General features: G+C 63.0%; 11 protein-coding genes. 3 read left to right on the top strand and 8 right to left on the bottom strand.

What is annotated here, in order from left to right; all coding sequences use genetic code 11:
* The first annotated feature begins 9 nt into the window (after positions 1-9).
* On the top strand, positions 10-615 hold the full coding sequence (locus AB8810_RS16485) for a hypothetical protein (protein ID WP_369914245.1): 606 nt from the start codon (positions 10-12) through the stop codon (positions 613-615).
* Positions 616-683: 68 nt separating this feature from the next.
* On the opposite strand, the gene AB8810_RS16480 is transcribed toward AB8810_RS16485, so the two are convergent.
* The 4 genes from AB8810_RS16480 to AB8810_RS16465 all read right to left on the bottom strand — a co-directional run bounded on the left by AB8810_RS16480 (position 684) and on the right by AB8810_RS16465 (position 4,920).
* Positions 684-1,673 (bottom strand): DNA-processing protein DprA, encoded by a 990-nt coding sequence (locus AB8810_RS16480; protein ID WP_369914244.1) that lies wholly within the window; start codon positions 1,671-1,673, stop codon positions 684-686.
* Complete coding sequence (locus AB8810_RS16475; RefSeq protein WP_369914243.1) at positions 1,670-2,884, bottom strand: HAD-IA family hydrolase; 1,215 nt, start codon at positions 2,882-2,884, stop codon at positions 1,670-1,672. The genes AB8810_RS16480 and AB8810_RS16475 overlap by 4 nt, the downstream gene beginning before the upstream one ends.
* A 493-nt stretch (positions 2,885-3,377) precedes the next feature.
* The gene (locus AB8810_RS16470) at positions 3,378-4,433 is read right to left on the bottom strand and encodes a hypothetical protein (protein WP_369914242.1); all 1,056 of its coding nucleotides are present in this window, start codon (positions 4,431-4,433) and stop codon (positions 3,378-3,380) included.
* Between the two features lie 181 nt (positions 4,434-4,614).
* On the bottom strand, positions 4,615-4,920 hold the full coding sequence (locus tag AB8810_RS16465; protein WP_369914240.1) for a hypothetical protein: 306 nt from the start codon (positions 4,918-4,920) through the stop codon (positions 4,615-4,617).
* 268 nt (positions 4,921-5,188) lie between these two features.
* On the opposite strand from AB8810_RS16465, the gene AB8810_RS16460 reads away from it, so the two are divergent.
* Complete coding sequence (locus AB8810_RS16460; RefSeq protein WP_369914239.1) at positions 5,189-6,799, top strand: MobA/MobL family protein; 1,611 nt, start codon at positions 5,189-5,191, stop codon at positions 6,797-6,799.
* Positions 6,800-6,851: 52 nt separating this feature from the next.
* On the opposite strand, the gene AB8810_RS16455 is transcribed toward AB8810_RS16460, so the two are convergent.
* Together AB8810_RS16455 and AB8810_RS16450 are read right to left on the bottom strand one after the other, a co-directional pair.
* Positions 6,852-7,217, bottom strand: a complete 366-nt coding sequence (locus AB8810_RS16455) for a hypothetical protein (protein ID WP_179563670.1) — start codon at positions 7,215-7,217, stop codon at positions 6,852-6,854.
* A gap of 351 nt (positions 7,218-7,568) precedes the next feature.
* Complete coding sequence (locus tag AB8810_RS16450; RefSeq protein ID WP_179563671.1) at positions 7,569-7,868, bottom strand: hypothetical protein; 300 nt, start codon at positions 7,866-7,868, stop codon at positions 7,569-7,571.
* Positions 7,869-8,634: 766 nt separating this feature from the next.
* Here AB8810_RS16450 and AB8810_RS16445 point away from each other — a divergent pair.
* A complete protein-coding gene (locus AB8810_RS16445; protein WP_206231070.1) occupies positions 8,635-10,563 on the top strand; it encodes an alpha-L-fucosidase in 1,929 nt (642 codons plus the stop codon).
* Positions 10,564-10,834: 271 nt separating this feature from the next.
* On the opposite strand, the gene galA is transcribed toward AB8810_RS16445, so the two are convergent.
* Both galA and AB8810_RS16435 read right to left on the bottom strand, forming a co-directional pair.
* The gene (gene galA, locus AB8810_RS16440) at positions 10,835-13,390 is read right to left on the bottom strand and encodes a beta-galactosidase GalA (RefSeq protein WP_369914238.1); all 2,556 of its coding nucleotides are present in this window, start codon (positions 13,388-13,390) and stop codon (positions 10,835-10,837) included.
* Positions 13,387-14,568, bottom strand: coding sequence for an arabinogalactan endo-beta-1,4-galactanase (locus tag AB8810_RS16435; protein WP_369914237.1), 1,182 nt, complete (start codon positions 14,566-14,568; stop codon positions 13,387-13,389). The genes galA and AB8810_RS16435 overlap by 4 nt, the downstream gene beginning before the upstream one ends.
* Between the last annotated feature and the right edge of the window lie 15 nt (positions 14,569-14,583).

Here is a 14,583-nt window from a genome sequence, read left to right as displayed (position 1 = left end):
GAAGTTGTGATGCAAAAAACTCTGTTCCTGATGTCGGTTGCCTCCATGCTTCTGGCTGGATGCTCTACATACGACACTCGCCTGTCGTCACGCTCATTGCGAAGCAACGACAATCAAAATTTGGGCACGGTCTTCGTTTGGGACAATGACGTATCGGCTGCGGTAGCCTATCCGCCATCCACAACGCGGACTACAGCTGGAGATCGTCAGACTGGGCGTGCCGCCATCTGCATGCAGCGAGCGATGACCGCGGGTGCCACGGCGATGAAAGGTGATTTGAGCGTCTCCGATTCGTTCCTAACACTCGCGAAGCTGCCTGGGGCGCAGGGCGGGGATCTTGGAAAGGTAGCCGTGAACCTTAGTGAGTCGGTTCTTGCCCTAAGTGTATCCACCGAGCGCACCGCGTTCATCGACACGGCACTCTTCTACTTGTGCCAGATGGCCGCTAATGGCTCGCTGTCGGACGATCATCTGAGCACGGCTGTGACGACGTTGATTGAGACAGCTGGGGCCCTGGCAAGCTCAAGTGCCGAGCCTAAGTCCCAGGCGGCTCCAATCCTGCCGAACACAGTTGATAAGCCAGCAGGGGCAACTCCGGGTGCCGTCTCAAAGTGACGGCCTAGGCGACGGTGGAGCTGGTAGCTCATGTCTGCCGCCTCCACCAGCCGTCTTGCATGACAGGACTAGATCAATCCGCCTTGCATGGGTGGCAGCGTGGTTTCCGGCGCGGTTTTGTTCTCGATCATCTTGCTGTAGTCATCGCGACTGCGCAGGACAATGACGCGCTCCAGGGCGGAGACAGGACAGCGCAGCAAATCCATCCGATCCTGTTCCGAGCCATCAGCAAACGTGAGGTTCGCTTGGACTTTCGGCTCGCCATTGATGCGATCCAGATCTGTTGGGTAGGGCGCGGCCAGCCAGCGGCCATAGTCCAAGGCTGCACGCGATGCATGAAGACTCCCGCCCTTAAGGTCGGATTGAATCATGGCTACGCCCTGGGCAAGGCCGGCTTGGGTGCGATCCCGCTTGACGAAGAACTCGGGGCGCGGCTCAACACCAAATCGGTATTCGGAGACCAAAGCACCGCCCTTGTTCAAGATGTCCTCCGCCAGGCGTGCATTGGCTTTGGGGGATACTGTATGCAGGCCATGGGCCAGCACGGCGACCGTATGCCCATCACTGTCGAGTGCAGCTTGGTGTGCAATGGCATCGCACCCCTTGGCCAGGCCGCTGACCACACTCCACCCTTGCTCGGCCAAATACTGAGAAATTCGCTGGGCTATTAGGATGCCATGCTTCGTCGGCTCGCGCGTGCCGATGACCGCTACTGACTTGTCGGGCTCCAAGGCGAGTGCGCCGCGCACAAACAGCAAAAATGGATCGTCCTTCGTAGCCGCTAGTAGTGTCGGGTAGTCGGGATCCAGTGGCGATAGGATATGCGCACCATACCGCTCTGCTTCTTCGATTTGCTTCTCGGCACCCTCCAGCGCCTGAGCCCAGGCCTGGAGGTCGCGCAGGATGGTGGAGTTGGCAGGGAACTGATACGACATGCTCTCAGGTGTGGCTGTTTCGAAGTTGGCCATGCCCGCCATCTTGCGCAGGGTGGCAGGCCCGACGCCCTTGAGCATCGACAGCGCCAACAACTTGCCGGTGGCAGGTGAAATCTCGCTCACTGATACCTCAGGGGATCCGAAACAGTCTGGGCCAAGCTGAAACAGTCTACGGAATTGGCATGCGCTTCCGTAAGGTATTTTTTGGCATACAACAGGGTGGCGCCGGTGGTTGACACGTCATCGATGACCAAGAACTTCTTGCCTTGCACCCCCGCTGGATTGGCTACGTAGAGGTGATCACGGATGTTTGCGAATCGCTCCTCCTGACTCAGATGGTCGTGGCTTTGCGATTGCACGCCAGGCCGGTAGGCCAACACATTGGGGTCGAACGTCAAGCGCAGGCGGTTGAGGCGTGGGTTGGGGCCATAGGACGCTTGTAGCTGCATAACCAGGTGGCCAAGGCGGTGGAGCCGCCCAGGCCTAGCTGGTATGGCTGTGATGACTACTTCTGGACCGTTGCCACCAAAGGTTGGCATAGCAGTCAGAAAGCGGTAGTGGAAGGCGATGAAGCGTCGGATCGTCTCTATCCACTCCGGCGGGAAGGTCACGGCCTCTTTGTTGGCCTGAATGGACTGCGATAACGTGTGCCATGCCCTTCGATAATTCAAAGTTTCGTAGAACGGGAAGTAGCGCCCGGCAGCCTGCATGACGTGCCGGGCACGGTCGTTGGGAAAGAACTTGCCAATTTCGTCGAAACGCGGTTTCCCGGGTGCTTGAAGGCCGGCGTCTAGCAGGTGCTCCAAGTCGGGCAGGCCAGGTAAGGGGTTTTGTATACGAGCCCGTAGCTCTTCCGTATCGCCCACCACCACATCCGGTAGCAACGATAAGCTGCGCCAATGCGTGGACTCATAGCTGTGCGGCCAGCCCTTCTTGAACAAGGCTACGCGGCAACCCGCGTTGTAGGCAGCACGAATGTCCACGTCGCTGTCGCCCACCAGAAGCACATGCGGCAGTTCATCTGTATTGCCCATGCCCAGCGCCGTCATGGCGCTATGGATGCCTTGACCGTTGGGTTTGCGGTGCTGGACGTCTTCATAGGCAATCACGACATCCCAGTCTATGAGCGTGTAGGCATCAGCTAGGACTACATCCACATAGCGCCTTGGTGATCGGGTAAAGACGCCCAGCTTCAAGCCTGGAGTATCAGACAACAGCGCAAGTAGCGTAGTTTCATCGATAAGGTTCCGCTGGCGGCCTCTGAAAGCAAGCTGGACCTCGCCCGCATAGGCTGCGTCGTCGCGATGCTTGCCAGCCTCGCGGAGTTCTTTCATGTCCTCGGTATCGACCAGTGTTTGGTCTAGGTCGAACAAGCAAAGTCGGATCATCCTATGTCCCTATAAGTCCATTACCGACGAACACTATCTCAAGGATCTAGTGCATCCGCAACGGGAGCTTCGTTTCATCATAAAAGGGGCGGAAGAGCCTTGGTGCGGCGCCAAAAATTCTCGCTTCAGGCAGTCGCGGCTCCCCATGTAGAGCGCTACTGCTTCAATAAATATGAATATTCCTTGCTCTAAAATTCTGATCTGCTGTGCTCGCACCAATGGTGCGATAGCTTCTCAGCTTACTTCCCGCGGGCTATTGATGGAAAATACTGATGCGGCTAAGGAGATTGATTTTTTATCCGCCCTGTTCGTCAAAGAAATATTGATGGAATTCGCATGCGCTGGACGCTGCCAAGTCCTCTTAAAGGTCTCGGTGCGTTACCCAAGGTTGGCCTGTTCTCCAAAAACTCATGCCATCCTCGTCAGCGCTCGGTCGCGTTTAGTCAAGGCCAAATTGCTCCCTAAGACGGATAAGAAGCATGTCCGCTTCGCCATTGGGCATGGTGGCAGCGCTGAATGGAACATTGACGTAATAGCCTTGGCCGTCACTCTGAGGGATTAGCTCAATACCGGCGGCCAAATAGGCTTCTTCAAGCAATGCACTAAGAGGCGCGAAGATGGCGACACCTTTGCCCATGTCTCGTTCGTCCCAGATGGTTCGAAGGACTGCGAATAGCTTTGGAATGATCGCCGTGAGATGTGTCTTGGCATAGAGCGGACAGAGCTCTTCGATCGGCGTGGAATCTTCGATTGCGTCAAGATGCCCCATTATGTAGCCAGCCATTTTGAACGGCATGGCAATGGGCTCGCCCGCTTCGACTAGCAATCTGTCGACATCCCCGTGCATGCGAAACTCTTTCACCTTTTGCTGGGCGCGTTGTAGTGAATGGCCGGCAGACTTATCAAACTCTTGCGAGTATCGCTGTTTAAGTGCATCGCTGTCGCCTACCATTCCCGTCATCCTGCAGGCCGCATACTCTTCCCATGCAGTAAGTGCGGTCTGAAGTAGCATGCTTTCGACCCAGTCTCCTTCTGGCCTCTTAAGCATCAGGCCGGGCATCGCTTCGTCTCGCCACTTGAGCTCAGCTACGTGACCGAACTCGTGAGAGATGATGTGTAGCGCATCGAGGTGATAATCATGGCTTGAATCGACGAGCGGCGCAATGATGTTTCCGTTATAGACAACATGCGACATAACCTTCCCATCCCGAAGGACATTCATCGCCTTCGCAACTGCTACTACATCGCCGTTGTTCGTGTATTGGGTTGCTAACGTGGATTCATAGCCAAGGTCGACAGACTCAAGCGCTGCGCCAAAGTCATATCCGACAGTAACTCCGTCGAGACGCTCCAGATCAAGGAATCGTCCGCAGTCGATGATTGCATCTGTCATTTCTTTTATAAAGACTTGGATGAATTCCTGGTCATCCGGAAAGTTTAGCAGCGAGAGCTTTACTTGTTTCGGCACGGTGGATGGGGTGATTTCGTTGTTCATGAGGCCCGTCCTTCGGTAGTGGGCGATGCTAGTGCTTGCACATTGATTGCAGATTGGAGGTTGGCCGTAAAGCTCATAAGCTCCCATTGGCATTCAGCCAAGTGATCGACGGGGCCGTTAGGGCAACTTGGGGAGAAGCTTGGAGTGCACTAGGTGGCAGTGTCTAGTGCATTCGCTGTGGTTATCGTTCCTCATTTTTTAAGTGTAGCTCTCCTCGAGCAGCAGTTCGCTGGCGAATTGAAAGATCATTGCGGGCATCAATGTAATTCAAAATGGCTCCCAACAGCTCGGTGTCCTCAAGATCCTCGGCCCCGGCCAGAACGACTAGGCTGGAGACGCGTTGCCGTCGTTTGGCTTGTTCTCGCTTGGCAGCGTCTTTCGCTTTGCTCTCTCGCTTCTGGCCTGCCAAAAGCTCCCTTGCTTGCAGCTGAGCCAATCGCTTGGTCGCACGTGCGATTCGATCGTGGTAATGGTTGGTGGCGGTCATCTCGATCTCCTTTGGTCTCTTCAACCAGTGAATCAGGGAATTCCCGCTCGTCCATACATCGGAACTTCCCCACTGCTGGCCTCATTCGAGAACAAAAAATCCTTGGATTCCCATCAGTAAAGAAAAGAGCAAGAGCGCACCTAGGCGTTCCTACGGAACGCGTGCGCAAAGGGCTCCGCCCCTTGAACCCCAAGCGCCGGCGGCGCTTGCGAAAATCCAAAGCCGAGGCATAAACCAAGCAACCTCACTGCTTCGGAGCCGCCGCCTCATGGCCATCTACCACGCCAACGTAAAAACCTTCAGCCGCGCCAAAGGACATTCGTCCATTGCTGCGGCTGCCTACCGCGCTGGCCTGCTTCTCGAGGACGAGAAGACCGGGCAGCGCCACGACTACCGCCGCCGAGACGGCGTCGTCGAAACGCGCTGCATCGCCCCCGAGGACGCGCCCGACTGGGCTTTTGTCCCCGCCCAGCTCTGGCCGGCGGTGGAGGCTGCTGAGCGTCGCAAAGATGCGACCGTCGCCAGGGAGTTCGAATTCGCGTTGCCCCACGAGCTCAATGAGGCGCAGCGATCGGCGCTGGCCATGGAGGTCACCCGTGCCTTGGTGGCTCGCTACGGCTTCGCGGCGCAGGCCAGCATCCACAGCCCGGGCTCCAAGGACGGGCTGAACTGGCACGTCCACGTTCTGACCACGACGCGGCGCATCGGGCCGGACGGTTTTGTAGACAAAACGCGTGAGCTCGACGGTGGGCCTTCGGGCAGGACCGAGGTGCAGTGGGTGCGCGAGTTGATCGCCACGACCATCAACGCCTATCTCGAGGCGGCTGGCCTAGGAATCCAAGTGGACCACCGCAGTCTTGATGCTCAGGCCGGCGAGGCCCTGGCGCGCGGCGACCTGGTCGCCGCTGCCGTGCTCGCGCGCGAACCCACCAAACACGTGGGCAAGAACGCGACGGCCATGGCTCGGCGGGGCCAGGCCGCTGAGCGCGTGGAGGCAAACCGCCGGATCGAAGAGGGCAACGAGGAGACCTTCCAAAAACTCATCGCCGTCTTCGAAAACGAGGGGCGTGTGGCGGAGGTGCCCGACGGTCACAGCCACGAGCAGGCCCAACGGGAGGCTCGCCGTCCTCCGGCCGTGCTGGCCTTACCGTTGGGCCGCGGGGCAGGGCAGATAGAGATGTCTCGCAGCATGGGAGCCATTGCCCAACGGCTGGGGCTGCTGGAGGAGGGCGATCCTGGGGCGCCACGCCCAGAGCCGCTTTCCATCCCGGCGCTCGTTGCCGAGCTGAGCCAGGAATGGGGAGCGCTTCGCCAAGAGGGTGTGGCGCGAGCGCTCCATGCCACCCGCCAGCTCTTGGCCTGGGCGGCCGAGCGCGCCGCCGCGTTCGCTGAGCACACGCGGTTCCGCACGGACGTATTGGAACTGGCCCGGCGGTTGCGTCGCTTCAAAGCCAGCCTGACGAGGTTCGGACGGCGCCTGCAGGCCGAGCAACGCGCGTCCAAGCTCCGCCATCTGGCGGAGCGGTCCTGGGAGGAGTTCACCGTCAACCATCCTCAGCCCGGCACGTCGTGGTCGGAGCAGGCCTGGAAGCAACGGCGGGCATGGCGATTGAGCACCTTGGAGAAGCGGACGGCCGAGCTGGCCGCCGCGCGGGATCGGGTCACCCCGCAGCAAAAAGCCTTCTGCGATCAGGAGGCCGAAGAGAGTGGTCGCCATCTGGAGGCCTGGAGCCAAGAAATGCTCGAGCGCTATCCCCTTGAGCTCGACCAACCGCTGGTCTTCGGCGCCCAGGACGCTCAACCCGATGCGCTCTACGACCCGTCGGCCCCGGACCTTGCGCCGAGCGGCCCCCGTCCACCGCGCCCACGCCTCCACTGAAACAACGGTGCCCCGCTTGCGGGGCACTTTGTTGTTGGGTTGGCTGTGCGTATCAGTGAAGCGTCGGCTTCTTCTTGTTCGCCACCGGATCCGGGGCTGCCTTGTGGCGGCGGTTCTTGCGCCACTCTTCGACGGACGGCATGTCGCGCACCACGATCGCCTCCCGGGTTCGAATCTCTTGCAGGCGCGGTGCTTGCGGTGGCGATGATGGTGGCGGCGTCGGCGCGGGTTTGGGCGGGGCATAGTCGTGGGCGGAAGGCGCGGCGTTGCCTCCGCCGTGCTGGCGCAGCATTTCGGCGGCCACGTCCAGCGCATGTCGGATGTCGTCGATGCGGTCGGACAGGCGGCAATGCCGCTCCTGGCAAAGGAGCCCGGTGATGAGACGACTGGCGATATGAAGCGTGAGTTCGGACTGCATGGATGCTCCTTGGAGCCTGTGGGGGAGCCCTCATCCAAGCACCAAGCCGCCATACCGCAAGCGCAAATTCCTGCGCTATTTCACAAATATTAATAGGCGCCGCAAAGTTGGCTTTCCCATGTCCATGGATGCCTAGAAGGGGTCAGACGACGGTCAAGGATCGGCAATCTCAGAGATGCGTCCAGTCGACGCTCCAATTTGAGTGGCTCTCGTTGACTTGTTACACAAAGTTTTCAGGCTATTCGATTACCAAACGCAAAGCTTGCTCTAGCGAGACGGCTGCCGACTTTGTGGTCCGCTGGCTTCGCTTTGCAAAATGGCGGAGGATCGAGATCCTCCGCCAAAGTCTTTCTACCCCGGATATAGGGGCGACAGCTTCTGCCAGTTGTCGACAACCCATTCTGTCACTGTGGCGCGCCCCGGGGCTGTGGACTTGAAGTGCTCTTTAAGCATCCACTCCACGATCAGACGCGTTTTCACAGGCAAGTCGGCTCCCTTCTCTCCTGTGAGCTTATTGAGATAAAGCAGCATCTCGTATCCCTCATTGCGGCTGAGATGATGAGCGTCTTTTTCTATGAGCTTTGGGTTGTCACCTTCAGAAACTTTCCAGCTGTATTCGTAACGCAGATCGGAACGCTTGAGTGCAGGCATGGCTGGGAACTCCTTGGATCCGGACTGGATCACCAAGCACATGAGGTCGACCAATATTCCATTCAATGGATGTTCACAATTGCGCTCTATGTCCTGAAGGGAGCGATGGGTCGCTTGTTACCGTTGGCGACCATCAGATGCCTCAGAAACCTTGACGGCGTGTTGCGACAATGTTGCGACGTGAAGCTCCCAAGATGAGGCGTCATTCTTTATCGTTGCTGCACAAGGCTTCCAGTGCATATGATCCCGCTGCACCCTTTCTGCTTCATCAGCGGGGTGTGCTCCGCTGCGCTTCCGGGAGCTTGGGATTTTTCTCGATTTTGCATCTGATTCAATGGTTTAAGGAATTTCAGGTCGGCGGGCTGTGGGCAAGTATGGACGTGTGCAGCCAGCAAAGGACAGGGCGACGCGGCTTCAGCCTGGCTCCATGGCCCGACGCGCTACCTGCCGATCCACTGTGGAACGCCGGGTGCCGCTCCGTTTCCATGGAGACTTGCAGGAAGGCCAATCGGGAGGCAAGGAATGTCCGGTCGGTATGCAGTACGTGCAATGCCGAGTCCATGCCAAGTGCGGTCGAGTCGTCTGGGCGTCGGCTGCAAGTGTCCGTGGAAACGGGGATCGGCGACAGCGCGCAGTCAATCTCCAATCATGCGGCAAAGGATCGCCACACGGATCTCATTGCACGCCCTTCCGCAGCTTCGTGGGGCGGACTCTTTCGCTATTGGAAAAGCTAAGATCGAAACTTGTGCAGAGCCGGAGGCGCTTAATGATCGATCGTCGTACCTTTCTTGCCACGGGTGTTGTGGCCGTCGCCGCAGGTTTCAGCGCATCCGCCGCGCAGCTCGCGGCTGCGCCGCGCCCGAAGGGGCCGGCGCCGTGGGGCGCCGTACCCAGCGCGCGGCAGCTGCGGTGGCATCGGTGGGAGCAATACGCCTTCGTGCATTTTGCGATGAACACCTTTACCGACAAGGAATGGGGCTACGGCGACGAAGATCCGCGCAAATTCGATCCCAGCGATTTCTCCGCCGATCAAATCGTCGCCGCGGCCAAGGCCGGCAATCTGAAAGGGATCATCTTTACCGCCAAGCACCACGACGGGTTCTGCCTCTGGCCGACACGCCTGACCGAGCATTGCATTCGCAATTCGCCCTACAAGAACGGCAAGGGCGACATCGTCGGCGAAATGGCCGCGGCGTGTCGGCGCGCCGGCCTGGCCTTCGGCATCTATCTGTCGCCCTGGGACCGCAACCACGCCGAATATGGCCGCCCCGGCTATCTCGACTATTTCCGCAAGCAGATCGTCGAACTGTGCACGGGCTACGGCGACTTGTTCGAGTTCTGGTTCGACGGCGCCAATGGCGGCGACGGCTACTACGGTGGAGCGCGCGAAACGCGCAAGATCGATGCGCCCGCTTACTACAACTGGCCGCGGATGATCGAGCTGGTCCACCAGCACCAGCCGATGGCCTGCACCTTCGACCCGCTCGGCGCCGACATCCGTTGGGTCGGCAACGAGGACGGCGTCGCCGGCGATCCGTGCTGGCCGACCATGCCCAATGCGCCTTACACCCAGGAAAACGGCAATGCCGGCGTGCGTGGGGCGGCGCTGTGGTGGCCGGCCGAAACCAACACCTCGATCCGCCCGGGCTGGTTCTACCATGCCGATGAAGACGGCAAGGTGCGCAGCCCGGAGAACCTGGTGCGCTATTTCGACACCTCGGTCGCGCGCGGCACCAACATGAACCTCAATCTTCCGCCGGACCGACGCGGCCGCATCGCCGACCACGACGTCGCGGTGCTGCAGAGCTTCGGCGACGCGATCCGCGCCAGCTTCGCCATCGATCTGGCCAAGGGCGCCAAGGCCAGCGCCAGCGCGTCGCGCGGTCCCGGCTTCGAGCCGGCGCGCGTGCTCGACCGCCAGCCGGACAGCTACTGGTCCACGCCGGACGACGTCACCACGCCGACGCTGACGCTGGAGCTGTCGGCGCTGCGCAGCTTCGATTTGATCCGGCTGCGCGAATACCTGCCGCTGGGCGTGCGCGTCACCCGCTTCGCGATCGAAGCCGAGGTCGATGGGCAATGGCGGCGGTTGGCTGAAGCGCAATGCATCGGCGCACAACGGATCCTGCGCCTCGATGCCCCGGTCACTGCGCGCCGCGTGCGTCTGCTCGTGCTCGAGGCGCCGGTCTGCCCGGCGATCAGCGAATTCGCGCTGTTCCGCGCGGTTGCGCCGGTTGCGGTCGCGCGGCCGACGGCGAACGCGCCGGACGTGCTGTCCACCGCGGGTTGGCGAATCGTCGAGGCCAGCGCGCCGGGGGCGGAGAAGTTGCTCGACGACGATGCCGGCACGATCTGGATCGTGCCCGCGCCCAAGCCGGGCCATCCCGCCCAGGTGACCATCGACCTCGGCGCGCTGCGCCAGGTCGCCGGCTTCAGCCTCACGCCTTCGCGCGCGGTGCTGAACGGCGCGGCGCCACCGAAGGGCTATCGCGCCGAAAGCAGCGAGGATGGCCAGCACTGGCAGCCCGCCGGCGCCGGCGAGTTGTCCAACATCGCCTATGCGCTCTCGACCCAGCGTCTGAATTTCCCCGAGGTCCGCCAGATCCGCTACCTGCGGCTGTCCTTCGCCGAAACGGCGGTGCCCGCCGAGCGGCTGGCGATCGCCGGGATCGGTGCATTCTCGCGCTTGCGGTGACGGCTCGCGCTCCCTCACCGCATGCGCGGTGGGGGTAGCGGATCGCTGGGGCGACGCAGCTTCACGGGCTTGGAGATGCCCGAGGCGGTGAGGATCGGCTTCGGAGTGAAGCGTCGGCGACGTCACCCCAGCGTGCGTCGCCATCGCGCCGACCACGGCATGGGCGGACCTTGGATGGTGCGCCTGGGCGACTGCGCAGGAGGGACGTCGGGAGCGCCCGGCGCCCGCCGTGCGCGCGCCGGCGTGGATCCTTAAAAAAGACGCGCCCGCGTCAGGCCACGAACGGCCGCACCTTGGTTCGCACGCTCTTCAGCGCCAGCCGCGCTGGCGCCAGCCCAGGCGCGGTCGCTTCCAGCACCAGCGTGCCCGCCGTGCGCGTGGTCTGCAGCAGCGCCATGCACAGTCCGTTGAACGCGCGGCGGCTGTCACCCTTGTCGTTCTCGTGGCTGGCCGGATCGCCGTTGCCCAGGCCGATCAGCCGACCCGCACCGCGTACGGCGAAGCGCACAGCGGTGTCGGCGGTAGGGACGACGCGGCCTTGCGCATCGACGATCTCGACCGCGACCACGGCGACGTCCTCGGCGTCGGCCAGCAACTCGGGGCGGTCGCTGCGCAGGCGTATCGCGGCAGCTGCGCCGACGGTCGCGCGGGTCTGCACCAGCACCTGCTTGCCGTCGCGATAGCCGCGCGCCTCGATGGTGCCGGGCGCGTACTTGACCCGCCATTCGACGTGGCCGTAGGCGGGCACCTGCTGCAGGCCCTGGCTGGCGCCGTTGACCAGCAGTTCGACCGCGTCCAGGTTGCTGTGGCACCAGACGTCGACCATGCCGTTGTCGCGTTCGTCCAGCAGGCCGTCCCAGTTCCAGTGCGGGAACAGGTGCAGTACCGGCTCGCGCGTCCATTGCGCGCGGTAGTACCAGTAGTTGTCCTTGGGGAAGCCGCAGCTGTCGAGGATGCCGAACTGCGAGGCCACGTTCGGCCAGCGGTTGTACGGAGTGGGTTCGCCGCGATAGTCGAAGCCGGTCCAGACGAAGCCGCCGGCGATGTACGGCCGTTGCGCGACGTAGCTCCACCAGGCTTCGGCGCTGCTCGCCCACCACGGGTAGTCGAGGTCGTAGGCGCGGGCGTAGCCGCGCGCGTCGTCGGTGCGGTAATTGCCGCGCACGCCGACGGTGCTGCCGGTTTCGCTGCCGTAGATCGGGATGCCGGGATGGCGCGCGTGGAAGGCATCCATCTGCGGGGTGCGGTAGTTGAAGCCGACCACGTCCACCACCTGGCCGACGCCGTCGTCGAAGCCCTTGTCCATTGCGAAGGTGGTGGGGCGGGTCGGATCCAGGCGCCGCACCAGTTGTTGCATGCGCGCGACGATGCGTGCGCCGCGCGCGGTGACCATCTGCGGTTCCTCGTTGCCGAGCGACCACAGCATCACGCAGGGATGATTGCGGCCGCGCCGCACCATCGTTTCCAGTTCCGCCAGCGCCTCGCTGTCGGAAGACATGCGCCGGGTCTCGTCGATGACCAGCAGGCCGAGGCGGTCGCACAGCTCCAGCACTTCCGGTGCGGCCGGGTTGTGCGAACTGCGGTACGCGTTGCAGCCCATCGACTTGAGCTGGCGCAGGCGCCATTCGTGCAGGCGTTCGGGGATGGCGGTGCCGACGCCGGCGTGGTCCTGGTGGTTGTTGGTGCCGTGCAGCTTGAACGGCGCGCCGTTGAGCAGCAGGCCGCGCTGCGGGTCGAACTGCAGGCTGCGCACGCCGAAGCGCGTGCGCAGCGCGTCGCAGGCGCGGCCGTCGCTGTGCAGGTGGGTGGTCAGGGTGTAGCGCTGCGGCGTGTCCGGCGACCACAGCGCGGGCGTGCCGAGATCGAGCGCCTGTTCGACGCGCTGCACCACGCCCGGCGCCACGGTGACCTGCGCGCTGGTCGCGCGCGCGACGATGCGCCCGTCCGGCGCGCGGATCACCGAGGTGACGCTGCAATTGCGCGCTTCGGCGCCGCTGTTGCCGAGTTCGGTGCTGACCAGCGCCTGCGCGGCGCCGCCTTGCCACGGGCTGCGCACGAACACGCCGTCCAGCGGCACGTGCAGCGCATCGGTCTTGCGCAGCCACACGTGGCGATAGATGCCCGCGCCCTCATAGAACCAGCCTTCGCCCAGGCTGGCGTCCACGCGCACGGCGATGACGTTGCGCTTGCCGTAGTCGAGCACGTCGCTGAGATCGACCTCGAAGCCGCAGTAGCCGCTGCCGTTGCGGCCGACGATATGGCCATTGCAGAACACGATGCAGTCGCGGAACACGCCGTCGAATTCCAGGCAGATCCGCTTGCCCAGATCGTCGGCCGGAATCTCCAGTTCGCGCCGGTACCAACCGATGCTGGTCTGCGGGTCGTTGCGGCCGAGCGGCTTGTAGCCGTGCGCCGCTGCGGGATCGTCGACCAGGATGCTGGCGGAGGCGGGATCCTGGCGCGGCGGCAGCGCCACCGCCCAGTCGTGCGGCAGATCGATCGCGTCCCAGCGGCTGTCGTCGAAACCGGGCAGGGCCGCGTCGGCGGTGTCCTTGCCGGCCTTGGCGTAGGTGCGCTGGAACGTCCCGAAGTTGAAGTCGCGCGCCGGATCGTCGGCATGGCCGAAGTGGAAGCGCCAGCCGACGTCGCACAGCAGGCGTTCGCGCGGTGCCGGCGCATCCTCGTCCCAGGTCAGCGCCGGACCTGCGCCGGTGGCGCTCGCGGCCAGCGCTGCCGGCGCCAAGGCCGCCGCCGCGCCGGGAACGGCCACCTGGACGCCGCCGGCGACCAGCGAGCGCAGCAGGTCGCGTCGGCTCAGTTCGATCATGGTTGCGGGTCCTTTACCTGCGGCGTCGCCGCCGCGTCTGTCCTGGCCTGCGGCGCAGGCCGGTAGGCGTGGCGCATGAAGCCGATGCCGGGCAGCAGCTCGTTGCCGTGCGCGAAATCGAAGAAGCTGGCGTTCTCCCACGACGAGCCGGTGCCCCAGCGGGTCTTGCAGCTGCTGCTGGTCCAGGCCGGCTCCCAGTACACGACGCCGCTGCCGCCGTTGTCGATCACCAACTGGGTGAGATCGACCAGGTAGTCCAGTTGCCCCTGCGGGGTGGCCGGGTAGCCGGCGATGAGCGAGTCCTCGCCCAGCAGGTTGTGCGAGGCGTCGCCGCTGGCCAGCGTCCACGGGTAGGCGGTCTCCACCACCATCACCTCGGCCGGGTAGCGTTGGCGCAGGCGCTTGATGGTGGCGCCGAGCCCGGCCATCGATTCGCTGGACCACTTGCGGTAGTAGCTGATGCCGATGAAGTCGAAGTCGCGCACGCCGGCCTTGCTGGCCGCGGCGAACCACGGCTCCACGTTTTCCGGCTGGGCGATGTGCAGCATCACCTTCGGCTTGATCGCCGAACGTGCGCCGGCGTCGCGCACCGCCTGGATGCCGGCGCGCAGCAGCTTGGCGTTGCGCGCCCAGTCGATCGGCCGCCGCTTGTCCCACGGCTGGCTGTCCATCAGGTCCGAGTTGCTCTCGTTGCCGACCTGCACCAGCTCCGGCATCAGCCCCGCGCGGTCGAGCGCGCTCAGCGTGTCGTAGGTGTAGCCGTACAGCGTGCGCGCCAGTTCGTCCTGGTCGGTGATCGCGGCCCAGGCCTTGGGGATCAGTTGCTTCTCGCCATCGGCCCAGTCGTCGGAGTAGTGGAAGTCCAGCAGCACCTGCATGCCCTGCGCACGCGCGCGGCGGATGGTCTTCTTGACGTCGCTCAGGTCGCTGTAGCGGGTCCAGCGCGCATCGTTCCACAGGCGCACGCGCACCAGATTGGCGCCGTGCGCATGGAACAGGACGAACGGGTCCTGCACCGCGCCGTGCTCGCGGTACTGCACGCCGCAGTCCTCCATTTCGTTGACGTAGGACAGGTCGGCGCCCAGGTACAGCGGACCGGCGCCTGCGGCGGCGGAGACTAGGGCGGCGGCGAGGGCCAGCGCGAGCGCTGGCATCCAGTGACGGCGTATGTGCGGCATGCGGTACCTGCGGCA

It is taken from the genome of Xanthomonas sp. NCPPB 3005, from assembly GCF_041228095.2.
Classification (GTDB): Bacteria; Pseudomonadota; Gammaproteobacteria; order Xanthomonadales; family Xanthomonadaceae; genus Xanthomonas_A; species Xanthomonas_A bonasiae.
The sequence above is the reverse complement of the archived record's forward strand: the minus strand, read 5'-3'. Positions and strand labels throughout refer to the sequence as shown.

What these genes read in the sequence shown, in the direction of transcription:
- AB8810_RS16485 (WP_369914245.1), top strand. Translation starts at nt 10, where the DNA reads ATGCAAAAAACTCTGTTCCTGATGTCGGTTGCCTCCATGCTTCTGGCT.
- AB8810_RS16475 (WP_369914243.1), bottom strand. Translation starts at nt 2,884, where the DNA reads ATGAAAGAACTCCGCGAGGCTGGCAAGCATCGCGACGACGCAGCCTAT.
- AB8810_RS16470 (WP_369914242.1), bottom strand. Translation starts at nt 4,433, where the DNA reads ATGAACAACGAAATCACCCCATCCACCGTGCCGAAACAAGTAAAGCTC.
- AB8810_RS16465 (WP_369914240.1), bottom strand. Translation starts at nt 4,920, where the DNA reads ATGACCGCCACCAACCATTACCACGATCGAATCGCACGTGCGACCAAG.
- AB8810_RS16460 (WP_369914239.1), top strand. Translation starts at nt 5,189, where the DNA reads ATGGCCATCTACCACGCCAACGTAAAAACCTTCAGCCGCGCCAAAGGA.
- AB8810_RS16455 (WP_179563670.1), bottom strand. Translation starts at nt 7,217, where the DNA reads ATGCAGTCCGAACTCACGCTTCATATCGCCAGTCGTCTCATCACCGGG.
- AB8810_RS16450 (WP_179563671.1), bottom strand. Translation starts at nt 7,868, where the DNA reads ATGCCTGCACTCAAGCGTTCCGATCTGCGTTACGAATACAGCTGGAAA.
- AB8810_RS16445 (WP_206231070.1), top strand. Translation starts at nt 8,635, where the DNA reads ATGATCGATCGTCGTACCTTTCTTGCCACGGGTGTTGTGGCCGTCGCC.
- galA (WP_369914238.1), bottom strand. Translation starts at nt 13,390, where the DNA reads ATGATCGAACTGAGCCGACGCGACCTGCTGCGCTCGCTGGTCGCCGGC.
- AB8810_RS16435 (WP_369914237.1), bottom strand. Translation starts at nt 14,568, where the DNA reads ATGCCGCACATACGCCGTCACTGGATGCCAGCGCTCGCGCTGGCCCTC.